This window comes from Haloarcula halophila, assembly GCF_029278565.1.
Taxonomy (GTDB): Archaea; Halobacteriota; Halobacteria; order Halobacteriales; family Haloarculaceae; genus Haloarcula; species Haloarcula halophila.
Map to the genome: position 1 here is coordinate 1,545,729 of NZ_CP119559.1, position 22,743 is coordinate 1,568,471.

General features: G+C 66.9%; 25 protein-coding genes. 13 read left to right on the plus strand and 12 right to left on the minus strand.

The window, feature by feature from the left end; genetic code table 11:
- Positions 1-71 precede the first annotated feature (71 nt).
- Positions 72-533 carry an HTH-type transcriptional regulator Lrp gene (gene lrp / locus P0204_RS08180; RefSeq protein ID WP_276178035.1) on the minus strand — a complete coding sequence of 154 codons (462 nt, stop codon included), beginning with the start codon at positions 531-533 and terminating at the stop codon, positions 72-74.
- Between the two features lie 126 nt (positions 534-659).
- On the opposite strand from lrp, the gene glnA reads away from it, so the two are divergent.
- From glnA to P0204_RS08200, 4 genes are all read left to right on the plus strand, one after another.
- Entirely contained in the window at positions 660-2,018 is a 1,359-nt protein-coding gene (gene glnA, locus P0204_RS08185) for a type I glutamate--ammonia ligase (protein ID WP_276178037.1), read from the plus strand.
- A gap of 330 nt (positions 2,019-2,348) precedes the next feature.
- Positions 2,349-3,533, plus strand: a complete 1,185-nt coding sequence (locus P0204_RS08190) for a poly-gamma-glutamate biosynthesis protein PgsC/CapC (protein ID WP_276178039.1) — start codon at positions 2,349-2,351, stop codon at positions 3,531-3,533.
- Between the two features lie 2 nt (positions 3,534-3,535).
- On the plus strand, positions 3,536-4,717 hold the full coding sequence (locus P0204_RS08195; RefSeq protein ID WP_276178041.1) for a folylpolyglutamate synthase/dihydrofolate synthase family protein: 1,182 nt from the start codon (positions 3,536-3,538) through the stop codon (positions 4,715-4,717).
- Entirely contained in the window at positions 4,714-6,828 is a 2,115-nt protein-coding gene (locus P0204_RS08200) for a CapA family protein (RefSeq protein WP_276178043.1), read from the plus strand. Before P0204_RS08195 ends, P0204_RS08200 begins: the two co-directional genes overlap by 4 nt.
- 24 nt (positions 6,829-6,852) lie before the next feature.
- Here P0204_RS08200 and P0204_RS08205 read toward each other — a convergent pair whose 3' ends face one another.
- Both P0204_RS08205 and P0204_RS08210 read right to left on the minus strand, forming a co-directional pair.
- On the minus strand, positions 6,853-7,743 hold the full coding sequence (locus tag P0204_RS08205) for a phosphatase PAP2 family protein (protein WP_276178045.1): 891 nt from the start codon (positions 7,741-7,743) through the stop codon (positions 6,853-6,855).
- Positions 7,740-8,987, minus strand: coding sequence for a YihY/virulence factor BrkB family protein (locus P0204_RS08210; RefSeq protein WP_276178047.1), 1,248 nt, complete (start codon positions 8,985-8,987; stop codon positions 7,740-7,742). The genes P0204_RS08205 and P0204_RS08210 overlap by 4 nt, the downstream gene beginning before the upstream one ends.
- A 16-nt stretch (positions 8,988-9,003) precedes the next feature.
- Here P0204_RS08210 and P0204_RS08215 point away from each other — a divergent pair, with 16 nt between their 5' ends.
- Positions 9,004-9,174 carry a hypothetical protein gene (locus P0204_RS08215; RefSeq protein WP_276178050.1) on the plus strand — a complete coding sequence of 57 codons (171 nt, stop codon included), beginning with the start codon at positions 9,004-9,006 and terminating at the stop codon, positions 9,172-9,174.
- Between the two features lie 58 nt (positions 9,175-9,232).
- The gene (locus P0204_RS08220; protein WP_276178053.1) at positions 9,233-9,634 is read left to right on the plus strand and encodes a hypothetical protein; all 402 of its coding nucleotides are present in this window, start codon (positions 9,233-9,235) and stop codon (positions 9,632-9,634) included.
- A gap of 10 nt (positions 9,635-9,644) precedes the next feature.
- Here the strand turns inward: P0204_RS08220 and P0204_RS08225 are convergent, their stop codons facing one another.
- Positions 9,645-11,084, minus strand: coding sequence for an MATE family efflux transporter (locus tag P0204_RS08225; RefSeq protein ID WP_276178055.1), 1,440 nt, complete (start codon positions 11,082-11,084; stop codon positions 9,645-9,647).
- A gap of 90 nt (positions 11,085-11,174) precedes the next feature.
- Between P0204_RS08225 and P0204_RS08230 the strand changes: the two genes are divergently transcribed.
- The gene (locus P0204_RS08230; protein ID WP_276178058.1) at positions 11,175-11,585 is read left to right on the plus strand and encodes a hypothetical protein; all 411 of its coding nucleotides are present in this window, start codon (positions 11,175-11,177) and stop codon (positions 11,583-11,585) included.
- Here P0204_RS08230 and P0204_RS08235 read toward each other — a convergent pair whose 3' ends face one another.
- On the minus strand, positions 11,586-12,689 hold the full coding sequence (locus tag P0204_RS08235) for a tRNA (guanine(26)-N(2))-dimethyltransferase (protein WP_276178061.1): 1,104 nt from the start codon (positions 12,687-12,689) through the stop codon (positions 11,586-11,588). It abuts the gene before it with no gap.
- A 45-nt stretch (positions 12,690-12,734) separates the two neighbouring features.
- Positions 12,735-14,399: a histidine kinase N-terminal 7TM domain-containing protein gene (locus tag P0204_RS08240; RefSeq protein ID WP_276178064.1), complete on the minus strand. Its 1,665-nt coding sequence runs from the start codon at positions 14,397-14,399 to the stop codon at positions 12,735-12,737.
- A 119-nt stretch (positions 14,400-14,518) separates the two neighbouring features.
- Here P0204_RS08240 and P0204_RS08245 point away from each other — a divergent pair, with 119 nt between their 5' ends.
- Entirely contained in the window at positions 14,519-14,866 is a 348-nt protein-coding gene (locus P0204_RS08245; RefSeq protein WP_276178067.1) for a hypothetical protein, read from the plus strand.
- A gap of 308 nt (positions 14,867-15,174) precedes the next feature.
- Here the strand turns inward: P0204_RS08245 and hisH are convergent, their stop codons facing one another.
- On the minus strand, positions 15,175-15,879 hold the full coding sequence (hisH, locus tag P0204_RS08250; RefSeq protein ID WP_276178071.1) for an imidazole glycerol phosphate synthase subunit HisH: 705 nt from the start codon (positions 15,877-15,879) through the stop codon (positions 15,175-15,177).
- Positions 15,880-16,196: 317 nt separating this feature from the next.
- Here hisH and P0204_RS08255 point away from each other — a divergent pair, with 317 nt between their 5' ends.
- The 3 genes from P0204_RS08255 to P0204_RS08265 are packed head-to-tail and all read left to right on the plus strand — an operon-like array spanning position 16,197 to position 19,102.
- Complete coding sequence (locus P0204_RS08255; RefSeq protein ID WP_276178073.1) at positions 16,197-17,267, plus strand: substrate-binding domain-containing protein; 1,071 nt, start codon at positions 16,197-16,199, stop codon at positions 17,265-17,267.
- A 39-nt stretch (positions 17,268-17,306) separates the two neighbouring features.
- The gene (locus P0204_RS08260; RefSeq protein ID WP_276178075.1) at positions 17,307-18,113 is read left to right on the plus strand and encodes a phosphonate ABC transporter ATP-binding protein; all 807 of its coding nucleotides are present in this window, start codon (positions 17,307-17,309) and stop codon (positions 18,111-18,113) included.
- Positions 18,110-19,102 (plus strand): PhnE/PtxC family ABC transporter permease, encoded by a 993-nt coding sequence (locus P0204_RS08265; protein WP_276178077.1) that lies wholly within the window; start codon positions 18,110-18,112, stop codon positions 19,100-19,102. The genes P0204_RS08260 and P0204_RS08265 overlap by 4 nt, the downstream gene beginning before the upstream one ends.
- 2 nt (positions 19,103-19,104) lie before the next feature.
- Here P0204_RS08265 and P0204_RS08270 read toward each other — a convergent pair whose 3' ends face one another.
- The 4 genes from P0204_RS08270 to P0204_RS08285 form a co-directional block, all read right to left on the minus strand.
- The gene (locus P0204_RS08270) at positions 19,105-19,692 is read right to left on the minus strand and encodes a uracil-DNA glycosylase (RefSeq protein WP_276178079.1); all 588 of its coding nucleotides are present in this window, start codon (positions 19,690-19,692) and stop codon (positions 19,105-19,107) included.
- Positions 19,693-19,741: 49 nt separating this feature from the next.
- Positions 19,742-20,293 carry an endonuclease dU gene (locus P0204_RS08275; protein WP_276178081.1) on the minus strand — a complete coding sequence of 184 codons (552 nt, stop codon included), beginning with the start codon at positions 20,291-20,293 and terminating at the stop codon, positions 19,742-19,744.
- On the minus strand, positions 20,290-20,478 hold the full coding sequence (locus P0204_RS08280; protein WP_276178083.1) for a DUF5786 family protein: 189 nt from the start codon (positions 20,476-20,478) through the stop codon (positions 20,290-20,292). The genes P0204_RS08275 and P0204_RS08280 overlap by 4 nt, the downstream gene beginning before the upstream one ends.
- Before the next feature lie 146 nt (positions 20,479-20,624).
- Positions 20,625-21,344 (minus strand): ThuA domain-containing protein, encoded by a 720-nt coding sequence (locus P0204_RS08285; RefSeq protein WP_276178085.1) that lies wholly within the window; start codon positions 21,342-21,344, stop codon positions 20,625-20,627.
- A gap of 79 nt (positions 21,345-21,423) precedes the next feature.
- On the opposite strand from P0204_RS08285, the gene P0204_RS08290 reads away from it, so the two are divergent.
- Complete coding sequence (locus tag P0204_RS08290; RefSeq protein WP_276178087.1) at positions 21,424-22,035, plus strand: MBL fold metallo-hydrolase; 612 nt, start codon at positions 21,424-21,426, stop codon at positions 22,033-22,035.
- Positions 22,036-22,077: 42 nt separating this feature from the next.
- On the opposite strand, the gene P0204_RS08295 is transcribed toward P0204_RS08290, so the two are convergent.
- Positions 22,078-22,227 carry a 50S ribosomal protein L40e gene (locus tag P0204_RS08295; protein ID WP_276178089.1) on the minus strand — a complete coding sequence of 50 codons (150 nt, stop codon included), beginning with the start codon at positions 22,225-22,227 and terminating at the stop codon, positions 22,078-22,080.
- Positions 22,228-22,303: 76 nt separating this feature from the next.
- Between P0204_RS08295 and P0204_RS08300 the strand changes: the two genes are divergently transcribed.
- A complete protein-coding gene (locus P0204_RS08300) occupies positions 22,304-22,738 on the plus strand; it encodes an acyl-CoA thioesterase (protein ID WP_276178092.1) in 435 nt (144 codons plus the stop codon).
- Positions 22,739-22,743: the final 5 nt, after the last annotated feature.

Here is a 22,743-nt window from a genome sequence, read left to right on the forward strand (position 1 = left end):
CTCGATACGATGGTATGTATCGACACGCCACAGCCGCTGGTCGGGCAGTTACCGGCAGAACGACGGCGCGGTCACTCCTCGTCGAGGTCGAGGTCGAACTGTTCGTTTTCGCTTGCGGCGTTGAGGACGACTGACGTGTTCGATTCCTTGATGTCGGGATCGGTCAACAACTCCTTGATCTGAGCGTTCATCCCGTCCGTATCGGTGAACTTCCCGATGGCGATGATGTCGTAGTCGCCGGTGACCTCGTAGACCGAGATCATCTGTTTGTGCTGTTTGAGGTCCTCGGTGACATCGGGCAGGGACGATCCCTCGACTTTCAACTGGACGATCGCTGTGACGTCGTAGCCGAGTGCCCCGTAGTCGACCTTGGGCGTGTAGCCGTTGATGATTCCCTCGTCTTCGAGTGTCGAGAGGTGGTTCGAGACCGTCGTTACAGAGACGTCGAGGTCCTCACCGAGGCTTCGGAGACTGGCGCGTCCATCCCCCAACAGGGCATTCACTAGCTTGCGGTCGAGATTTTCGTACGTCATACCATCCAATCACACCCCGTGGGCATTAGAATTTTACGAACGTCCAGATGGCTGGGCGGAGTTCGGAATCTTTGCGCAAATCAGCAGGGTTTTAGTAGTGCCAGTGTTCCTATCCGGTGTTCAAAGATGACAAGCGAACTCTCCGACGAGGCAGAGGCAGTGCTCGACGAGATCGAAGAGAAGGACGTCGATTTCCTTCGACTTCAGTTCACAGACATCCTCGGCACAGTCAAGAACGTCTCCGTCCCGGCCGACCAGGCCGAGAAGGCGTTCACCGAAGGGATCTACTTCGACGGGTCGTCCATCGACGGCTTCGTCCGCATCCAGGAGTCGGACATGCGCCTGGTCCCGGACCCGTCGACGTTCGCCCTGCTCCCGTGGCGGAACCGCGACGACATCGAGGGTGGTAACAGCGCGCGTCTGATCTGTGACGTCCACGACACCTCGACGGACGCGCCGTTCGTCGGCGACCCGCGTGGCGTCCTGCAGGACGCACTCGACCGCGCCGAAGAGATGGGCTACACCGTCAACGCGGCCCCCGAACCGGAGTTCTTCCTCTTCGAGGAGGACGAGGACGGTCGCGCGACCACGAAGACCAACGACGCCGGTGGCTACTTCGACCTCGCGCCGAAGGACCTCGCCAGCGACGTTCGCCGTGACATCATCTACGGCCTCGAAGACATGGGCTTCGACATCGAAGCCTCCCACCACGAGGTCGCTCAGGGCCAACACGAGATCAACTTCGAGTACGACGACGCCCTGTCGACGGCCGACAACGTCGGTACCTTCCGCTCGGTCGTTCGCGCCATCGCGGCCGAACACGACCTGCACGCGACGTTCATGCCCAAGCCGATCCCGCGCATCAACGGCTCGGGGATGCACACGCACATCTCGCTGTTCGAGGACGGCGAGAACGCGTTCCACGACAGTGACGACGAGTTCGACCTCTCGGAGACGGCCCACAGCTTCATCGCCGGCATCCTCGAACACGCCCCGGCCCTGGCCGCCGTCACCAACCCGACGGTCAACAGCTACAAGCGGCTCGTCCCCGGCTACGAGGCACCCGTCTACGTCGCCTGGTCGGACCGCAACCGCTCGGCCCTGATCCGCAAGCCGGCCGCACGCGTCCCGGCCGCCTCGCGTATCGAGGCCCGCTTCCCCGACCCGTCGTGTAACCCGTATCTCGCCTTCGCGGCGCTCATCCACGCCGGCCTGGACGGCGTCGAGAAGGGGCTCGACTGTCCGGACCCGGTCCGCGAGAACATCTACGAGTTCGACGAGGAGAAACGCGAGGAGTACGGCATCGAGACGCTGCCGACGAACCTCGGAGAGGCCGTCGACGCGCTCGAAGAGGACGAGGTCGTCCTCGACGCGCTCGGCCCGCACGTCTCCGAGAAGTTCGTCGAGGCCAAGCGCGAGGAGTTCAAGGACTACCTGGTCGACGTCTCCCAGTGGGAGATCGACCGGTACCTGGAAACCTTCTAAGCGCCGGCACACGACGACACACGGATCGCTCCGTGTCGGTATCCGCCACCGATTCTTTCGGCACACGAGTCCCGAGAGCGACTGCGCTGTTCTGCCGGCCTCGCAGCGGGGACAGCTGCTGACATCGGCGAACCGAGCGTGAGGGGACCGTCCTGCCCACGGCGGAGTCGACATCCGACCGTGGGTCGGGGTCCCACCCGCTGACACGCTGAACCACAGCGTCGGTGAGACAAAGCTTATGCCTGGCAATCAACTACAGCGGGGCAGAACCGTCGGATACAGCCCGTGTAGGGGCCGCAAAGCGGTGCCGGGCGAGGGGGAGTTGGACTAATGCTGATCGCCACGACAGTGATGCTCGTCGGTCTGGTCATCGGGGTGGGAGCGGCGCAGTTAGCCGGGTTGCGCCTCGGTGGCGTGATCGTCGTTCCACTCGTCTCGGTGTATCTCCTCAGGAGTTTCGCGACGTTTCCCGTCTTCCTCGCCAGCGTCGGGGCGGCGTACGTCTCGCTTCGCGTTATCAAGAACCGCGTCTTGCTCTACGGACGACCCGTGTTCGTCGTGAGTGTGCTGATCGGTGCGCTCGTGCCCGTCCTGGTGTTCGAGTTCCTCGCTATCGCTGCCGGGATCGACATCGGACTGACACAGGTCGAGTTCGTCGGTAGCGTCCTGCCGGGCATCGCGGCGTACAACTACCATCGAATCGATGCGGAAAAGCGGGTCCTCGACATGGTGTGGAGCCTCGCGACCGTGCTGTTGCTGACGGTCGTCGGGATCGGACTGGTGATCCTCGTCGGCCTCTCGCCGCTGGCCGGAGCGTTGCCACCGTTGCTGTTGGGTCCGAACTCCGATATCGCGGTCGCGTTCGACCTGGTCGTTGACCGGCCGAACCTCCCGGTGCTGGCCTCGGACACCCTGGCAGTCAGCCTGCTCTCGGTAGGATTGCTCGTTTCGGAAGCACTCCGGTCGCGGTACGGGCTTCGGATCGGGGGCGTGATCGTCGTCCCGCTGATCGTCCTCATCGCGTTCCGTAACGGCTGGATGCTCCCACTGTGGATCGGAACGGCCGCGACAGCGTACCTCGCGGTGCAGTTCGTCCACTGGTGGACGCTGTTGTACGGCCGTGTCGTCCTCGGGTTGGGTGTCATTGTCGGCCTCCTGGGGAGTATCTCCGCCGTCACAGTCGTCCCGGTCCAGCACGGACTGTTGCCGTTTTTCGTCGGTATTCTCGGGGGTGTGACCGGCTACAATCTCCACGTGGTGCCGCCGGCGGAGCGGCGCGCGAACCTCTTCGTGACCGGCGGTGTCTTCGTCACGGTTGTCGCCATCGCTCGACTGTTCGTCATCCCACCGGCGTCCGGACTCCTCCAGTACGTCTCCGGGAGACACGTGGCCGCCGGAGCGGTGTGTTGTCTTCCCGCGCTGTACGAACTCTACCATCTCGAACGACTCCGGCCGGACGATGAAATCACTGTTGCCCCCGAAGCCACCGGACCGGACCCGAGCGAGGAGTTGTGACCATGGACGTGCCGTTCGATCGTGACACCGTCGCACGCCTTCTCAAGTGGGGCTGGGCCGGCGTGACGGATGCGCTCGGTGCCGGCCCCGTCCACCGGCGACGACTGGCCGCGATCGATACCCGGATCGTCGTCTCCGGCGTCCGGGGCAAGTCCTCGGCCACCCGGTGGCTCCACGACGTGTTCCACCGGCGGGGGAACGATGTCATCGCGAAGATCACCGGCGACGAACCCGTCACGCTCTACAACGGCACCGAACGACCCGTCGAGCGGGACGGGCAGGTTCGTCTCTACGAGAACGAGCGTGAACTCCAGCGTGTATCTAACGCGGATGTTGCGGTAATCGAGAATCAAGGGATCAGACAGTACACGACGCGGCTCGTCAACCAATCGTTCGTGAAACCGGACGTACTGTTCCTGATCAATGTCCGGGAGGACCACATGGACACGCTCGGCCGGACCAGGACGGCGATCGCGCGGTCGCTGGCCCGGAGTGTCCCTGCCGGGACGACGGTTATCAACGGCGAATCCGACCCGCAACTCCGGTCGTACCTGACCAGAGAGCTCGAACGACGTGACGCGGTCGTCAGACACGTCGATCCGCCCGGCTGGGCCACCGAGTACCCCGGCTGTGAGGTCGTCTTCGGTCTGAACGAGGTACTCGACGCGGTCGGTGAACCGCCACTCTCGCCGGCCGACGTCGACCGGAAACTCGCCTCGATGGCCCCGGAATGGCAGGTCCTTCCGAACGGGAAAGTGCACGACGCAGCCGCCGTCAACGACGTCCAGAGCACGGAGATCGTCAGACGGGCGCTGGTCGGCGAGAGCGGGACGGTCGTCGAACCGCTGGTGAACCTCCGTGCCGACCGCCGGGGACGGACAGCGTCGTTCCGTCGGTATCTGGGGGCGCTGTTGGCAGACGGCCACGCCGGGGAGATCCACGCCCTCGGCGACGGCCGCCACGCGTTCGCCAACACGGCGGACTTTCCCGTCCGAACGTACGGCGAGGGGGCGGCCCCCGAGTCGGTTCTGACGGACGTGCTCGCTGCCGGCAATCCGGTACTCGTCATGGGCAACACCGTCACCGAGTTCATGCGCGACATCCAGGCCGAGATCGAAGCACGGACGATCGACCGGGAACCGGCCGCAATCACTCGACAGGAACGGGCGGTGAGCCGACAGTGACCGACAGTGGCCGCTCACGCCGTGCGTTGCTCCGGACCGTCGGAACTGTAGCGGGTACCGCTCTGGCGGGGTGTGGCACTATCGCAGACGTGTTCCCCGCCTCGGACCCACCGGACACCGGCCCACAGTCGTCCGCGACCGCGGTTCGGGGACGTGTCGTCGACACGGGAGGAACGCCAGTTGTGGACGCCGACGTGACGGCACTCGGTACCGGCGGGACTAACCTCGCGACAGCACGAACCGACGACGGGGGCCGGTTCTCGCTTTCGGTGCGTCGGCCAGTTTGGGTTCGCGTCCGGAAAGACGGCTACAACGAGCGTGTTCGGGCCTGCCGACCAGGACCGACACACAGGATTGTCGTGACCGAAGCGACCGGAACGGCGACGCTCACCTTCGGTGGCGATACGATGTTCGCTCGACGTTTCTACACCGACCCGACAGACCAGTTGAACCCCCGGGCACGCATCGATCCGGGCGATCGGCGTGGTGACCACGACGCGATCCTCGATCCGATCGAGCCGGCGTTATCGGCCGCTGACCTCACCTCGGTGAACCTCGAAACCCCGTTGACGACGCGGGGTCTGCGTCACCCGGAGAAGACCTATTCCTTCGCCTCACACCCCGTCGCTGCCGACGCGCTCGCCGCCGCCGGCGTCGACTACGCGGCGCTGGGAAACAACCACGTCCTCGACGCGCTCGGGCCGGGGCTCCGGGACACGACCGCGGCGCTCGCCGGGGCCGGCGTCGGCTACTCCGGTGCCGGGACCTCGGCGGCGGCCGCCTGGGAGCCACACGTCCAGGGGGCCGGCGACCTCACCGTCGCGTTTCTGTCGTGTACGACGATCACCGGCGACTTCTACGCGATCGATCTGGCTGCGAACGGGCCGACCGACAGGCCCGTCACCGTCACCATCGACGGCGAGTCCCGGACCGTCCCTGCCGGCGTCGGGGCCGCCCGTGCGACGACCGATCGGCTCGACCGAGCCGTGAGACGCGCCGACGAGACTGCCGACGTCGTCGTCGTCCAGATCCACGGTGGCGAGCCGTACCAGCGGACACCGACACCCGACGTGCGACGGCTCACAGCGACGGCCGCTCGGAGCGGGGCGGATCTCGTGGTCAACCACCACCCGCACGTCACAGGCGGGATCGAGCGGGTCGAGGGAGCGCTCGTCGCGTGGTCGCTGGGCAATCTCGTGTTCGACCAACGGATCTGGCCGACGTTCCCGACGTACCTGTTGACCGTCACTGTCAGTGCCGAGGGCGCCGAACGGGCGACCGTTGACCCGGTCCTGATCGACGGGTTCGTCCCCCACGGGATCGTCGGCAAACCGAACAGGACGGTGACCTGGAACACACTCGCGACATCGAGCGAGGAAGCGACCGCCACGCGGTCCGGTGTCACGTTCGGTGCGGGGAGTCGGCCCGAGCGGGCTGTGAGCAAGCAGTTCCCCGAGCGCGGTGCGATCTATGCCCGGGAGGTCGGCTGGGTAGCCGGAGTCACGGAGGGGCAAATCCGACTCGGGCGTGACCTCCTGCCGACCGGTCGGTTCGAGAGTACCGACATCGACGGAGAGGGGTACGACGGCTCACTCTGGCGGTACGGGCGGACCTATCCCACGGTACGCAGGGAGTACGGAACAGACGGCTCCGGCGGCGTCCGCCTCCGCCGAGTCGACGGGAACCGCTCGCGAGCGGTTCTCTCGAACACGCGTCGAGTCCCGATCGACGGCCCGCTGACTGTGACGACGAACTATCGGGCCAGCGAGACGGGGACCACGCTGGAACTGACCTGGTTCGCCGACACCGACGGATCGGCGATCGGCCGCCGGCAGTGGTCACTGCCGCCGACCGGCGATCGCTGGCAGCGGTTCGTCCGTGACGCCTCCCCGCCGACCGGCGCGACCCACGTGAACGTCCTGCACACTCTCGCCCCGCCGGCGAACGGCCGTCGAAGGGCCGAAATCGACGACGTGCGCCTCGTCCAGTGGGGAGACCAGGGGACGACCGCAGACCGCAGGGCCGATCACATCCGGGTCCGGGACCCAGCCACCGTCGAGTTCGGGCTCCCGGCCTTCGCCGAGCGTGTCCAGTGGCCACGACTCCTCTGAGTCCACACCGCGACAGTAGCCGTCTCACCGGCCCGCGAGACGCTCGCCGGCCAGTGGCATCACCAACAGGAGCGCCGTCCCGACGGCGGCCGCGAGCCCAGTCGTCAGCGGGCCGGGCCGGACCGCGAGCGTCACGCCGGCAGCGGTGAGGACGACGCCGACGCCCAACGCCGCCGTCGCGGTAGCGCCCCGGCGTGTCGGTTCCGGGACCCGCTGCCCGACGAGTTGCCACGCGACTGCGCCGCCGACACCGATCCCCAGTCCGGCGGCGACGTCCTGGGTTAGTCCGCTGGCGACGATACCGGCGGCCGCGACGACGGCAGCCAGCCCGAACACGCGATCCGGCGTCCCGAGTCGCGTCACCGACAGCCAGAGCGTTGCGCCTGCGATAGCGAACCCGGCCAGGATATCGACGAGGAAATGGACGCCCAGAACGAGCCGTGAGAGCCCGATCAGCAGCGCCACACCGCCGGCGACCGCTGCCCGCTGTCGGCGTGTCCCGATCCGGACTGCCCACGCCAGACCCCCCCAGACCAATACCGCAGTGGTCGCGTGCCCGCTGGGGAAGCCGTACCCGTCGCCGGTCGCCATCGAGCTGTAGGCACCGCTGAACGCCGCCGGGACGAGGTCTGCGTGTGCCGGGACGCCGGCGCCGACAGGGCGCGGGAGGCCGAAGACGCCCTTCAGCGAGACGGCCACGGCGACCGCTGCGGCCAGTAACGCGACGACCATCGCCGCCCGTTCGCGGGTGAGCCTGTGGCCGACGCGTGGCGTCTGTGCCCCGAGCCAGTACAACAGCGCCGACAACGAGAACGTGAACCAGAAATCACCGAGTTGGGTCAGCAGGGCGAACAGGACCACGGCGACCCCCGGGAGCGACGACAGGAGGTCGGCGACGCCGACGCCGCGAGTCACTGCCGCCAGTCACGGACCCGGTCGACCGCCCGGCGCGGGAGGCCGGTCACCCGGAACGTGACGCCGACGACGAGCATCACGACGTAGAGCCCGAGCGTCGACAGCCAGATGACGAGCATCGAGGCGACCGCCCAGGGGCCCTTCAGGTAGTAGAACGCCCCCAGCGTCATCACTGTCCCGTACAGCAGGACGACGTACGGTCCCCACCCGCGGGCGTGACCGCGACGCATCCGCCGGCGGACGTACTGTTTGAGGTCGTTCTCCACGTCCTCGCGGTGGAGCGTCCGGGACTCGACGTCGTCCCGGAACTCCTCGAACTCCTCGCGCAGCGCTTCGAGTTCCTCGTCGGTCAGGTCCTCGACGTCCCGCCCGTCTCCGGTGGCGCCGGGCGGCGGCGTCTCGCCGGTGTGTTCGTCGGCGTCCTCACTCATCGCTTTGCCGGACCCTCGAAGCGCGCCCTGTTGTAGTTGCCGGTCCGAGTCGTCGGCAAGCGCCGCGTTCAGCGCCGCCCCGACCAGCAGGATCTGGCCGGCGAAGTAGAACCAGGTCACCAACAACAGGACGCCCCCGACGACACCGTAGAGCTGGTAGGCGTCCGCCTGAGCGGCGTAGACGTTGAACGCCGTCCCCAGCAGCGTCCAACCGACGGCCGCAAGCGCCGCCCCGGGAACCGCCTCCCGAATCTCCATCGGCTGGTCCGGGAAGACGTAGTACAGTGGGAGGAAGGCGACCGTCAGGATCGGAACGAGCGCGAGCCCGCCCAGCGCCACCTGAACCCCGAGAACGGCCCCCAGCGCGCCGACGACACCCAGCCCCACGATCGCCAGCCCGATCCCCGCGAGCGCAGACAGCGCGTCGACGAGTTGCTCGGCGATCGGCTTGGGCTCGTGAGCGCCGTACACCCCGGAGAAAGCCAGATCGAGCCCGCGGAACACCTTCAGCGCACCCCAGATCATCACCGCCAGACCGAGGACGGTCGCCCCGCCCCGCCCGGCAGCACTCGTCAGTGCGCCCTCTAACAGTTCGGAGGCGGCCGGCGACAGCGCAGAGCCGACCGCACCGACGACCCGTGTGGCGAAGGCCTCGCCACCGAGCAGCGATCCGACGACCAGCGCCAGCAACAACAGCGGGAGCACGGAGACGAACATGTAGTAGGCGATCCCCGCCGCCAGAAACGAGATCTGCTCTCCCCGGACCGTCCCGACGAGGTCCCGGCCGACACCGATGGCGCGATTCCGGTTCACGTCCAGTGGTCGGTCTGTGCGCACAAATATACTGGCCCGACGGCGTGGCGCGGTCATCGGCGCGACCCTGTCGCAGTTCCCGCTTCCTTCTTCCAGTACCGTCCTCGCGCTGTCGGCGCTCGATCTCCTACTGGGTGGCATCGCCGTCTACCTGCTCTCGCGGGCGTCGAGTTCCGAGGTTCGCTAGCTGGCCTAACCAGTAAGGGAATGGTTCCACCTCACATCGTACTCTATGAGTAATTACAATGTCCGCCACGACCAGATCCGGCGAGAAGTCGGACGCGAGCTACGAGATCCGAGCCGACACCGCCGCGAACACGCTGTACCTGGAGTTTAGTGGGACCCTCACTGCCGAGGAGATGGAAGTCGCCGCCGAGGAGACCGTCGCCGCCGCCGAGGGGCTCCGCGACGGGTTCGCGATCATCAACGACGTCTCGACGTTCACGCCGCCGTCGCCCGAGGCCGCGAAACCGATCAAGGAGGCACAGGTCAAACTGAAAGAGATGGGCGTCGGCGACGTCGTCCGAGTCGTCGGCGAGGAGACGAGTATGGTCACCGAGAACGCCTTCCAGCGGCGCTCGCGACAGGCCGGCTACGACGGCAAGACCGCCAACTCCATCGCGGCCGCAGAGCGGAAACTGGAGTAACGCGCTTTTTCTAGTCGTCGAGTGCCGCGTCCGGGCGATACGAGCGGCTGACCACCCGCCAAGTCCCCGACCGGAACCGGTAGTAGGTGATCGCCGCCGGCACCGCTGTCTCGACGAGCAGCGAGGCGTACAGGGCGGTGACACCGATCGTGGGGACGACCACACCGACGTAAGCGACCGGGAGCGCGAAGACGTACATCCCCAGGAGCTGTGAGTACAGCGGCCAGCGGGTGTCGCCACTGGCCCGGAGCGGTCCAGTTGCACCGCCGTCGATACCCCGGAAGACAACACTCGCGCACGCGACAGCGACGAAGACGGTCACCAGCGGCAACAGCGTCGTGTCCTCGACGAACAGGCGGCCGATCTGTCGGGAGAACGGTGCAAGCGCGACGGCGACAAGGAGATAGACACCGATCCCGAGCCGGAGGACCGTCCGGGCCCAGGCGGTCGCTTCCGGTTCGTCGTTCTCACCGAGGGCCTGCCCGACGAGACTGCTGGAGGCGAGACTCAGCCCCCAGTTGGGCGTATCGAGCAGGGCACGGACCCGCAGGGCGACGACGTACGCCGAGACGACGTCGGGGCCGAACAACCCGACGATGAACAGCCGCGGGAACTGCGCGCCCGTCCGCGCGAGGTTCGTCCCCACGAGCGGGGCACCCATCTCGACGAGGTCACGGGCCAGCGAGCGATCCAGGAACGGCCGGGCGACCGGAATCCGTACCGGAAACGGGACCCCTGGCAGACCCCCGCGTGTCAATCCGACCACCAGCGCGGCAGTGACGAGAACGTTCGCGACGACGGTGCCGATGGCGGCACCGACGACGCCCATCTCTAGCCCGAAGATGAGGACGGCGTTGATGACGACGTTGACGACGGCCCCGCCCGCCCGGACGACCATCGCCGACCAGGCGTCGTCGGCACCCACCAGCGTCCTGCTCCCGACGAGGTTCAAGCCGGCGAACGGGACCCCCAGCGCGGCGACCTTGAGGTACGACTCGCCGAACGCGACCGCACGCGATCCCGACCCGACGAGGTCGATCAGCGGGCCGGGGACGACCCAGTACAGCGCCGCGACCGGGACCGTGATCGCGACGACGACCGCGGCGCTCGTGGTCACCGACAGCCCGAGTTCCTCGCGGGCGTCGGCCCCGTAGCGCTGAGAGACCAGACCGATGGTCGCGCCGGCCACACCCCCGCCGAGCGCGAACGCCAGCCCCCAGAACGGCGTCGCGTAGCCGACGCCCGCGATGGCGGTCGGCCCGATCGCCAGCCCGACCATCGCCACGTCGGCAGTCGATTTGGACATGCGCGCGAGGCCGGTGACGATCCTGGGCCAGGATAGCTCGGTCGTCCGTGCGATACGATCACGTTCGACGAGGCCGGCCCGTGCGAGCAGGCTCCCGATAGCCAACAAGAGTACACGGACGGGATTATAGCGGGAGCCTGACACCGTCGCCAGTTCGTGGCCGACGGTGAAAGGCGTTAAGAACCGCCCCGACGGGTAGCAGTTTTTATACGCCGCCCTACCCTCCGGACGGATATGGTCTCCCCAGTCGCCATCCGGGACGGCACCCTCCAGATGACGCTGTTGTTGCTCGTCGCCGGGTTCGTGCTGCTCGGACTGAGCGTGGTCGGCGTCGGCGCGTCGCTCCCGCTGGCGGCCGGGTTCGTCGTCCTGGCCGTCGGACTGTTCCTCACACGCCCCGAGACGGCGGCCGGTCGCGTCCTGGGCGTCGACATCGATCTGATCCTGCGCTGGCTCTGGCTCGCGATGGTACTCGCCGCCGTCCCGCTGGTCATTCGGCCGACCGCGACTCCCGGCGAGGTCCAATCGTTCGGCGGACTACTCGGACTGGCCGGAATGGCGAACTACTTCCTGCGGCCGCTGTATCTGCTGGGCTACGACCTCTCGCAAAAACTCGCACGCCTGGGCAACGTCGACGGTCGCTGATCAGGCCTCGACGGCCGCGCGCATCTGGGCAACGTCGGCGTCGCTCTTGAACGTCGTCCCGCCGAAGTGCGTTCGGGTGGCCTCGAATCCTGCGTCCCGGAGCGTTCCGAGAAACTCGTCCATCGCGTCGGCGCCCCGGCCCCAGCGCTTACACAGCCGGTGTTGGTCGTAGTGGGTCGGCGTGTCCAGTTCCGTCGCCAGCGTCGCCAGGAGGTCTCTGGCCGTCTCGGCTGTCCCCATGTCGTCGGTGACGTACTCGGCGACCGACCGGGCGAACGCTGGGTCGCAGGTCCGACCCAGCCAGATCGGACCCGCCGTCTGGAGGTGTTGCCCACACTCCGGGCATTCCTCGGGTGCGTCGGCGATCAGCCCGCGCTCGTGGTTCCGCCAGAGACACTCCTGGCAGTGGTAGACGTGGCCCAGTTCGTCGATGCAGTCGTTGGCGACTCTCGCGCCCCGATCGAACTCCAGGTAGGTCCGGGCGTAGTGACGCGTCGCGTGGCTCAGGATCGGCCGGGCCGCGATGTCGTACCGGGCGGCGGTCCGGACCATCGCCGACAGCAGGACCCGCAGCCCCATCTCGGCGTGGTACTCGGTGTTTCGCGGGACCGTGCTGTACGTACGGACGCCGCTCTCGAAGTGCGCGCCACACAGCGGCGCGGTGTCGGTCGCGGTCACACACAGGAGGTTCCGGGTGCCCTTGACCGCCGCGTCGGCGAAGGGCATCGGCGTCCCGAACGGGTCGACGTCGACCACGTCGAACGTGTCGGTGTGCATGAGCACGCTGGCGTCCTCGTGTCGGACCGCCCCCGCCACGCCGTTGCGTTCGAGGTTCCGCTCACAGAGGGCGACCGCCTCCTCGTCGATGTCACACAGCGTCGTCTCCCAGCCGTCGGCGGCCGCCCGGACCCCACGGACACCGCTGGCGGCAGTGGCGTCGAGATACGACGACGCCCGGTCCTCGCGGTCCCGGTAGGCCCGAAGCGTCGCAACCGTCAGATCCCGGTTCAGTTCCTGGACCGGGTTGAAGAAGACGTTCTCGCCTTTCCCGGCGTCGGCCTGTTCGGGAACCGTCACGGTCACCTGCCCCTCGCTGACGCGCATACCCGACGATATCCGTCGAACGCGTTAAGGGATTCGACACACGGGTCACTCTGCTCGCTCGTCCGGGAGCCGGACGGTGACGCTCGTTCCGGACTCGACCTCGAAGGCCAGTTCGGCCCCCAGCGTGGTCGCGACCCACCTGATCAGCCACAGGCCGATCCCGCTCCCGTGGTTCAGATCCGTCTCCTGGCCGCTGTCGAGGACCGCCAGTTCGTGGTCCGGGATACCCGGGCCGCCGTCGACGACGGTCAGCACCACGGCACCCTCGTCGACCGTCGCCGATACCGTCACGTCGGAGCCGTCGGTGTGCTCGACGGCGTTCTCGACGAGGTTCTCGACGAGTACCTCCAGCAACACCGGCTGTGTCGACAGTTCGAGTCCGTCGGGGACCGACACCGTCACGCGCTCGCCGGCTTCCGGCCCCAGAGCGTCGACGACACCGGCCAGAAACGACACCACGTCGACCGTCTCGAACGCGTCCCCGCTGGTCGAGACCTCCGACAGCGTTCGGGCCTTCTCCCCGGAGTCGACGAGCCGGCCGACCGCCGCCTCGATCGTCTGGGCGTGGGCCGCCTCCTGGCCGTCCAGCGTCTCCGCCAGCAACTCCGCACGGCCCCTGATGACCACGCTCTCGTTGCGGACGTTGTGCCGGAGAAACCGGTTGAGGACCTCCAGCCGTCGCTCGCGGCGGATCTCGTCGGTGATGTCCTGGAACAGGACGGTGTAGCCAAGGTGAGTTCCGGCCTCGTCGCGGAGTTCCGTCTGCTGTGTCTTGAACTCCTGGCGTTGCCTGTCGGTCTCGACGCCGATCCGTTCGCCCTCGCCGTTGACAGTGATCCGCTCGTCACCCAGAATCGCGGACAGTGGCCGCGTCAGCGCCGACTCCGTATCGACGCCGAAAGTCGCCTCCGCCGCCGGATTGAGCGTGACGATACGGCCTTCGACGTCGACGATGGCGACCGGCGTTCCGATGTCGTCGATCGCCGCCCGTTCGCCGATCCGGCGCGTCGCCGGGTGGAACTCGAACATCCCCCCGCCGACGAACGCGTAGGCGTCCAGGACGATGTGGGGCAAGAACAGGACTGGCGTCAGGTTCACGGGCGGCCCCAGCCCCAGCGCCCACAGCAACGCACCGACCCCCGGAGGCAGCGGGCTCAGTCCGACGGCGATCGCTTCCCGTCGGTACAGCGGGCCGTAGCTGATCACCGTATCGAACAGCAGGACCGTCCCGATGCTGACGAACAGCATCACGCCGAGGATCGAGACGTATCCCAGCGGCAAGAACGTATACGCCGCACCGAGGACGCCCCACACACGGACCGGCTCGTAGCCGCCCCACAGCAGCGGCGTCTGTGTGCTCGCGATCGCCAACAGCGAAATCGTTAAAGGAACGACAGCGCTCGCCCGGTACCACCAGCTCTCTACGATCCCGGTCCGTCCGGTGTATCCCAGCGCGAACGACAGGAAGAAGAAGCCGATCCAGCCCGCGGCCATCCACGAGAGCACCTCGACCGCCACGCGAAACGGCGGCGACACCGCGACGATCCCGACGGCGTATCCCACCGACCAGACGGTGATGGTCGCGATGGTCGCGACGAACCACCGCGCACCCGGTTGCTCCCAGTGTGGCCGCAAGCGCGCGAGCAGATAGAGCGAGCCGACCCCCGAGGCGAGCGCACCGACGGCTGGCCAGGGGATGTCGGTGACCATGCTCCGTTCCAGGACCTACTCCCTGTTGACCTTTCCGGGGACCGCCGACAGTGACTCCAGCGGCGGTGGCACCGACAGGCAGACGACGCTGTTTAGTCGCGCCTCTCCGTAGCCGGGGTGTGACTGCGGTCGACGACTGGGTGACACGGCTGGAAGCCGACGGGGAGTTGACCCCGGAGGGAGTGTCACGTATCGTCGCCGCCCACGGCGACCGCGGCACACAGGCCATCGAAGCCGTCGGCGAGGGGCGAGTGAAACAGTACCGGGACTTCGTCGTGGTCGTCGGCCACAAGGACGAGTACATCGTCGAGGACGACGGCTGTACGTGTGCTGACGCCGAATACAACCTCGATCCCGACGATCCCGAGGAGCTCTGTTGGCACGCCCTGGCGGTTCGCATCGCCGAGGCCATCGACGCCGTCGACGACCACGACATGTGGTACTCCGACGTTCGCGATTTCCTGTAGACCCACTTTTTACTGCGGGGGGTCGCCATCGGCGACCCCCGCTTGCAAAAACGTGGGGAAAAACTGCCGAACGCTCGGCGTCGCCTCGCGTTCGGTGAACCGGCGGCTGCGCCGCCGGAGGCTCCCGGCACAGCCCTGCCCGTCCCCAGGTTCTCGCGATCACACCGCGAGGTTCGGGAGACCACCGGTCTCCCGGCACGGTCGACCGCGACTGCCGTCGCGGCACTCGCTCCCGGCCACCACGACAGCAGACCAGCGACAGCACCCGTGACCGCGACCACAAAAAGCGACAGCGACCGCAGACTCGCCTACCGCTCGACGCAGTAGTCGACGAAGTTCCGCAGGATCTGCAGGCCCGTCTCGCCGGACTTCTCGGGGTGGAACTGGGTCCCGAAGACGTTGCCGGCCTCGTTGGCGACGATCGAGGCGAAATCCGTCCCGTAATCTGTCGTAGCGACCACCGCGTCCTCGTCGTCGGGGACCGCGTAGTAGGAGTGGACGAAGTAGGCGTACTCGCCGTCGACGGAACCGCCGCCGGCGGTTCCGTCTGCCCGTGGGATCTCCGATCCCACGCTGTCGACTCCCTCGACGAGCGGGTGGTCCCGCTGTACGTCCAGTTGGTTCCAACCCATGTGGGGGACCGTCTGGTCGCGGCTGAACCGGACGTTCTCGCCGGGGATCAGGTCCAGGCCCTCGGCGTCGCCCTCGCCGGCGTGGTCGGCTTCCTCGCTCGTCGTCAGCAGCATCTGCATCCCGAGACAGATTCCGAAGAGTGGTTTGCCCGCCTCGGCCTGTTCGACCAGTGCGTCCCGGAACGGGCCGGCGTTGTCCATCCCCTCGGAGAACGCGCCCACACCCGGGAGGACGATGCCGTCCGCGGCGTCGAACGACGCGGGGTCTTCGGTGAGTGTCACCTGGGCGCCCGCGCGTTCGAGCCCGCGGGTGACACTCCGGAGGTTCCCCAGTCCGTAGTCGACGACCACCACCTCCGCGGCGGTCTGTCTGGCACTCATACGTCCTGGTAGGCGGACCCCCGGTAAGTGCGTTCCTGTTGCCGCAGCGTTACCGGTCGACGACAGTCGCCTGTCCCGGTCCGCGCGGATCACCACACGGGTCGTTCCCGATGTCGTCTCGATAGGGAACGGCCCAGCGCTGTGTGAAAACTATCCACCAGTTGTGTAAAGTTGTGAACGTCCAGCCAGTTAAATCGGGAGTTAGAATACATATAGTATATTCTGGAACTGTTAGCTATATATATTCTGTCTCGGATGGCGTCGGCTATATAACAGACATATGAACGCTTTATTGGTTCAGAATTGTAGCGCCGGATATGCGAAAGCGGAGAAACTTCCTGAAAGGCATCGGGGCACTCGGGGCGGCCGGCGTCATCGCCGGTTGTTCCGGCAACAACTCTGGCGACGGCGGGTCCGGCAGTGACGGAGGATCGTCGGACGGGTCCTCCTCCGAGGGTGAGAGCACGGACACCGAAACGGCGACGGACACGCCGTCGGGTCCCGAAGTCACGTTCGGCGGGAACGAGGAACTCAACTTCAACCTCTCGCCGAGCGTCCCACAGGAGGACCTCTACGTCCAGTACGCGCCGCTCCGTGACTACCTCGAGGAGTACATCACCGGCAACTTCGACGTTCCCCCGGCGCTGGACGCCCAGATGAACGTCGGGAGCAACTACAGCGCCGTCATCCAGGCGCTGGGGCAGGGGACGGCGAACCTCGCCGAGACGGGGCCGTTCGCGGCCGCGGTCGGCCACCAGACCGACAACTCCGAGGTGATCGTCCAGCGCTTTGGCTACGGTGGCTGGACCTACAAGAGTATCATCGCGACGCCGAACGACAGTTCGATCAGCAGTCTGTCGGACCTCTCGGGCAAGAGTGTCGCGTTCAGCGACCCGCTCTCGACCAGCGGCTTCCTCTTCCCGACGGCCGCGATGAAAGAGGCTGGCATCGACGTCGGGAACCTCCCCGAAGGCAACGGCTCCCAGGCCGGCTTCGAACCGATCTTCGCCGGCGGACACGTCCAGTCGTACACGCTCCTGGTCCAGGGTGAGGTCGACGCCGCGGCCATGGGCGGGTTCGTCCGCGACACCAAGACGGGGCCGGCCCCCGAGGAGTGGCAGAGCAACGCGACGACGCTCCACGAGGACACCGGTCTCCCCCGGGCGCCGATCGTCGTCAGCAGCGCGCTCGACGACGACGCCAAGAACGCGATCCAGGAGGCGTTCCTGGAGGCACCCGCCTCGGCGTTCGACGGCGCCGACGGCGAGGACGGCACCGACGACGACCTCTGGTTCAGCAAGGTCCGGGAAGCGAGCATCGACGACTACCAGATCGTGATCGACAAGGCAGAGACCCTCGGCGTCGGTGCGGACTTCTTCAGCGGCTAACCATCACGGTTTATCACTCTCGCATCTCACACCACAACCATGCCCGCAGTTACCTTCGACGACGTAACGAAGATCTACGGCGAGGACACGGTCGCCCTCAGGGACATCGATATCGAGATCGAGGAGGGTGAGTTCGTCATCCTGCTCGGACCGTCCGGCGCGGGGAAGTCGACGTTCCTGCGCGTCCTGAACGGACTCACACAGCCCACAGAGGGGGAGGTCGCCATCCAGGGTCAGTCGGCCACGAGCGCCCGCGAGGACGTCGGGATGGTGTTCCAGGAACACTACCTCATCGAGAGCATGAGCGCCTTCCAGAACGCGCTCACCGGCGCACTCTCGCGGAACGGGCTCCTCCGGAGTTTCCTCACCTGGCACAGCGAGGCGGACAAAGAGACGGCACTGGAGGCACTCGATACCGTCGGCCTGCTCCACGAGTCCGGCCAGCGGGCCGGTTCGATGAGCGGGGGGCAAAAACAGCGCGTCGGCATCGCCCGCGCATTGGTCCAACAGCCCAACCTCCTGCTCGCCGACGAACCGGTCGCCAGCCTCGACCCGAAGGCCGCCCGGGACGTGATGAGCTACATGAAACAGGCCGCGAGCGAACGTGATCTGACGGCCGTCACGAGCCTCCACCAGGTCAACATCGCCCGCGAGTTCGGCGATACGTTCCTCGGGGTCCGGGACGGCGAAGTCGTCTTCCAGGGGACCCGCGAGGATCTGACGATGGACGTCGTCGACGAGATCTACTACGGCGAGGACGCCTCGGGCGAACTCGCCGACGAGTCCGACGATCCGACCGGGACCAGCGCCCCGCGGTCGGCCGTCGAGGGAGGTGGGTCGGCGTGAGCACCGGTCCGATCTCGGCACAGCTCAACTCCCTCCAGCGGTCCCGGCGGATCAAGCAGGTCTCGACGCTCCTGCTCGTGGTCGGTATCCTCGCGGTGACGTACTTCGGGCTGGGGTTCGTCCAGTTCGACCTCGGAGAGATCTCCAGCGGCGTCCCCAGCTTCATCGAGTTCATCTTCGCCTTCTTCCCGCCGAACTTCGAGGCGCTGACGCTGTTTACGAAGAACAACGGCATCACCGGACTGGAAGCGGTCGGCGCGAGCCTCGGGAACCCGGGGAGTATCGTCGAGAGCCTCGCCTCGCCCCGGCTGACCCTGGTGAAAGCCAGCGTCGTGACACTCCTGCTTGGCTTCCTCGGAACGGTTCTTGGCTTCCTGCCCGCACTCGTCTTCGGTGTGCTGGGCAGCGAGCAGGTGACGCCGTTCCCGTTCAACTTCATCTTCCGCGGGACGATGAGTGCGATCCGCGCCATCCCCGCGATCGTCTGGATCTTCCTCTTTATCCCGTTTGGCCCGCCGAGTCAGGCGACCGCGGTGCTGGCGATCGCCACCGACACCGTCGGCAACCTCGGCCGGCTGTTCACCGACGAACTCGAAGAGGTCGAGGAAGGCCCCATCGAGGCCATCCAGTCGACGGGTGCGTCCCGGACCCAGACGGTCGGGTTCGGGATGTTGAGCCAGGTGTCCCGCTCCTTTATCGCCTGGACGCTGTACATCTTAGAGATCAACACCCGCATCGCGATCTCGCTGGGTGTCGTCGGTGCCGGCGGACTGGGGCTGTACATCCGGAACCAGCAGGACCTGCTTCAGTTCCAGAACACCGCCGCGGGCATCGTCATGGTCTTCGTCGTCGTCCTCTCGATCGAACTGCTCTCCTCGCGGATTCGCGCCCGCCTGCGGCCGGGTGAACACGAGAGCAAGGGATTCATCGAGGGACTGCGTGACCTGCTGAACGCCGAGAAGTGGGTCGGTCGAACCGAGAAGAACTAGGACTAGAAGTCACCCAATCGCTTCTGGCCGCTTTCGCCGTCGGAGAACTCCGCGGCCGTCTCCAGTGCCGACCCGAACGTCTCTTTCTGGCTCGGATCGTACAGCGTCGCCGCCGGGTGGACGCTCACCAGGACTCGCCGGGGCGTTCCCTCGATCGGGACGTCGTACACCTCGCCGGCCTCGCCGGTGACCGCGACGTCGCGCTCCAAGAGGTGTTCCGCCGGCACCTTCCCGAGCGTGACGACCACCGCGGGATCGACAGCGTCGATCTCGTGTTCGAGGTACGGCCGACAGTGTGCCCGCTCCTCGACGTGGGGGTCACGGTTGTCCGGGGGACGACAGCGGACGCAGTTGGTGATGCGTACGTCCCCCCGGTCGAGTCCGACCTCACGCAGCGTCTCGTCTAACACGTCGCCGCTGCGGCCGACGAACGGTTCGCCCTGCTCGTCCTCGTTGGCACCCGGAGCCTCACCGACGAACAGGAGATCCGCGTCCGCCGGGCCGGCACCGTTGACGATGCGGGACCGCGACTCGCAAAGCTCCGGACAGCGTTCGCAGGCGACGACGTCGAGTCCGTCCATCCCTTCCATACCGGTCGTTCGGACCCGGCGGTATCAAGGGCGGCGGTCTCGGCGTCGCTCACTCGGCATCGACCAGCCCACGGGCGGCGAGCCGTGCGACCCGGAGCGGTTCCGGCCGCCCGCCCTCGGGGGTGAACGCCCGCACCACGTCGGCGGCCTCCTGGTCGGCGAGGCCGACACTCCGGACGTACACCGTCCCGTCGTCGACGGTGACCGGCCGGCGGTCGGGTTGGGCACGGTAGGTCGACAGGCGATGCTGGACCGTCTCGGGATCGTCGAACGCCTCGCGGATCGCGCTCCCCAGTCCGGGAGAGTCCTCGAAAGTCACCGAGACGGTCGGCAACCCTGTTCGGTCGTGGAGCTGCCGAAGGTCGAGGACGTTGAACCACGCCGGCGCGATGCCAGCGATCAGGAGATATCGAACGTCCGCACGCCCCAGTCGCTCGACCATCTCACAGACGGTGGCGGTCGCGTCGCTCCCACCGACGGTACACGTATCGAAAACGAACCCGTCCACCACCCGGCTGGCGCGGACGACGGCACCAGCGAAGTGGCTTGTCGACTCCCGGTACGACTCAGCGACGCCGAGGGCGCGAACCCCCGGTTTCACGTGTTGGTCTCGGTCTCCTTGATATCCTTCAGCCGGTCGAGTAATTCGTCGTTCGACGCCGTGAACTCGTACTCGACATCACCCTTGTGGGTGTTGTCCTCCGTGTCGAGTCCATCGTCGTCGTCGAAGTCTGTGTCGTACTCCTGGTTGTCTTGTTCTGATTCGTCGTAGCTCCCGAACCCCATGGTACGTGTATACCTACGTTGTTCCCCCCAATAAATCACCCGGCGGTCTCAGTCAGCGACCACGCCAGCCCACGAGTGGGCGTGTCTACCCCACGTTTTCGACCATCGTCGAAGGACACGTCGTCGCAGTCTATCGGTTTACGGGCTCAGAGTGATTCCCGTGGGTCGACGTTCCGGTTGCCCGCGTGGGCGTCGGCGCCCTCGGTCGGTGCGGCCCACTCGACGGCGTTACCGAGCACGCGCTGGACGTCGTCGCGGTGGTAGATCGGGTAGGTCTCGTGACCCGGCCGGAAGTAGAACAGTCGGCCCCGCCCCCGCCGGTAGCAACAGCCGCTGCGGAACACCTCACCGCCCTCGAACCAGGAGGTGAAGACCAACCGATCGGGCTCGGGGACGCCGAAGGGTTCGCCGTACATCTCCGCCTCCTCGAAGACCAGCGAGTCGCCCAGTCCGTCGGTGATCGGGTGACCCGGGTCGACGACCCAGCACCGTTCTCGCTCGCCGGCCTCCCGCCAGGTCAGGTCACAGGGTGTCCCCAGCAGCCGTTTGAACGGCTTCGAGGCGTGCGCCGAGTGGAGCACGAGCAGCCCCATCCCGTTCTGGACGCGTTCGGCGACCCGCTCGACGATCTCGTCGTCGACCTCGTCGTGGGCGGCGTGGCCCCACCAGGTCAGTACCTCGGTCTCGTCGAGGACGGCCTCGGTGAGCCCGTGTTCGGGTTCCTGGAGCGTCGCGGTCCGCGTCTCGTGACCTCGCTCGGCCAGCGCGTCGGCGATCGTCGTGTGGATGCCCTCGGGATAGATCTCGGCGACCTCCTCGTCGTCCCGTTCGTGGACGTACTCGTTCCAGACAGTGACGGATACCATGGTTGGTCTGGACCGGGCGGGCGCGTAAAGATGGCGCACGACCACGACACTCAAACGCCTCCCGGCCCACCACTCCCGCATGGAGGTCCACACCGTCACCGCCGACGCCGAGACGTTCACGTGTAACGCCTACCTCGCCACCGGCGACCGGACGACGCTCGTCGACGCCGGGGCCTACGAGGGCGTCGTCGACGCGATCCGGGAACACACCGAGACGCTCGACGCCGTCGTCCTGACCCACCAACACGGCGACCACGTCGAGCAACTCGACGCCGTACTGGACGCCTTCGACACCGAGGTGTACGCCTACGCCGACCACGCCCGCCGGGACCACGCCATCGACGACGGCGACACGGTCCCGGTCGGCGACGAGGACTGCGAGGTCGTCTACACCCCGGGCCACGCCGAGGATCACGTCTCGCTGGCCTCCGAGGCCTCGCTGTTCTCGGGGGACGTGGTCGTCCACGACGACGGCGCCTTCGAGGGCGGGTCGTTCGGCCGGACCGACTACCCCGGCCAGTCCCGCGAGCGGCTCATCGAGAGCATCCGCGAGTTGCTCGACCGGCTGCCGGATAGCGTCGAGCACATGTACTCGGGCCACGGGAGCGTCTTCCACGGCGACGTCCGGGAGATCGTCGAGCGGGCGCTGGAACGGGCCGAACGGCGCGAGCCGAAATACCCCGACGAGTGAGCGCAGCCGCTCTCCGGGAGAGCGACGGAGAAAACGACTCGGTTATGCGGACCGCGGTTCCTTCGCCTTCGGGCGGAGTTTGCCGTAGCCACACTTCCGGCACTGCTGTGCTCGCTGGGGGTTCCGGGCGTTACAGCGCATGCAGATCTGCTTGTTGAGGAGTCGCTCTGACGCTTCTTCGAAACTAGCCATGCGCGTCCGTTGCCGGTGGGGCCGTTTAAGCTTTGAGTTTCCGACCCGTTTTCAGGCCGCCCCGTCAAACGGGGGTATGCCGACCATCGAGGAGACACACATCGTCAACCGCGAGCGGGTCCAGCCAGGCGACGCGAACAACTACGACAGCGCCCACGGGGGGATCGTGATGAAGTGGATGGACGAGTTCGGCGCGATGTCGGCGATGCGGGCCGCCCGCCAGTCCTGTGTCACCGCACAGATGTCCCGTGTGGACTTCGAGCGACCGATCCCCATCGGTGACAACGCCCGTATCGAGTCCTACGCGTACGCGACCGGCCGGACCAGCGTCCGGGTCCACATCGAAGTGTCACGGGAGAACCCCCACACCGGGGAGACCGAACCGACCACCAGCGCCTACGCCACCTTCGTCGCTATCGAGGACGGGAAACCGACGGAAGTGCCCGACCTGACCGCCGAGAGCGAGGCCTGCGAGGAACTGCGCGAGCGGGCTCTGGAAGACGAACCCTGAAAGCG

Bases quoted from the DNA above. Each gene is read 5' to 3' on its own strand.
- P0204_RS08300 (WP_276178092.1), top strand. From the start codon at position 22,304: ATGCCGACCATCGAGGAGACACACATCGTCAACCGCGAGCGGGTCCAG.
- P0204_RS08190 (WP_276178039.1), top strand. From the start codon at position 2,349: ATGCTGATCGCCACGACAGTGATGCTCGTCGGTCTGGTCATCGGGGTG.
- P0204_RS08270 (WP_276178079.1), bottom strand. From the start codon at position 19,692: ATGGAAGGGATGGACGGACTCGACGTCGTCGCCTGCGAACGCTGTCCG.
- P0204_RS08195 (WP_276178041.1), top strand. From the start codon at position 3,536: ATGGACGTGCCGTTCGATCGTGACACCGTCGCACGCCTTCTCAAGTGG.
- P0204_RS08285 (WP_276178085.1), bottom strand. From the start codon at position 21,344: ATGGTATCCGTCACTGTCTGGAACGAGTACGTCCACGAACGGGACGAC.
- P0204_RS08235 (WP_276178061.1), bottom strand. From the start codon at position 12,689: ATGCGCGTCAGCGAGGGGCAGGTGACCGTGACGGTTCCCGAACAGGCC.
- P0204_RS08280 (WP_276178083.1), bottom strand. From the start codon at position 20,478: ATGGGGTTCGGGAGCTACGACGAATCAGAACAAGACAACCAGGAGTAC.
- P0204_RS08240 (WP_276178064.1), bottom strand. From the start codon at position 14,399: ATGGTCACCGACATCCCCTGGCCAGCCGTCGGTGCGCTCGCCTCGGGG.
- lrp (WP_276178035.1), bottom strand. From the start codon at position 533: ATGACGTACGAAAATCTCGACCGCAAGCTAGTGAATGCCCTGTTGGGG.
- P0204_RS08295 (WP_276178089.1), bottom strand. From the start codon at position 22,227: ATGGCTAGTTTCGAAGAAGCGTCAGAGCGACTCCTCAACAAGCAGATC.
- P0204_RS08260 (WP_276178075.1), top strand. From the start codon at position 17,307: ATGCCCGCAGTTACCTTCGACGACGTAACGAAGATCTACGGCGAGGAC.
- P0204_RS08290 (WP_276178087.1), top strand. From the start codon at position 21,424: ATGGAGGTCCACACCGTCACCGCCGACGCCGAGACGTTCACGTGTAAC.
- hisH (WP_276178071.1), bottom strand. From the start codon at position 15,879: ATGAGTGCCAGACAGACCGCCGCGGAGGTGGTGGTCGTCGACTACGGA.
- P0204_RS08220 (WP_276178053.1), top strand. From the start codon at position 9,233: ATGTCCGCCACGACCAGATCCGGCGAGAAGTCGGACGCGAGCTACGAG.
- glnA (WP_276178037.1), top strand. From the start codon at position 660: ATGACAAGCGAACTCTCCGACGAGGCAGAGGCAGTGCTCGACGAGATC.
- P0204_RS08255 (WP_276178073.1), top strand. From the start codon at position 16,197: ATGCGAAAGCGGAGAAACTTCCTGAAAGGCATCGGGGCACTCGGGGCG.
- P0204_RS08230 (WP_276178058.1), top strand. From the start codon at position 11,175: ATGGTCTCCCCAGTCGCCATCCGGGACGGCACCCTCCAGATGACGCTG.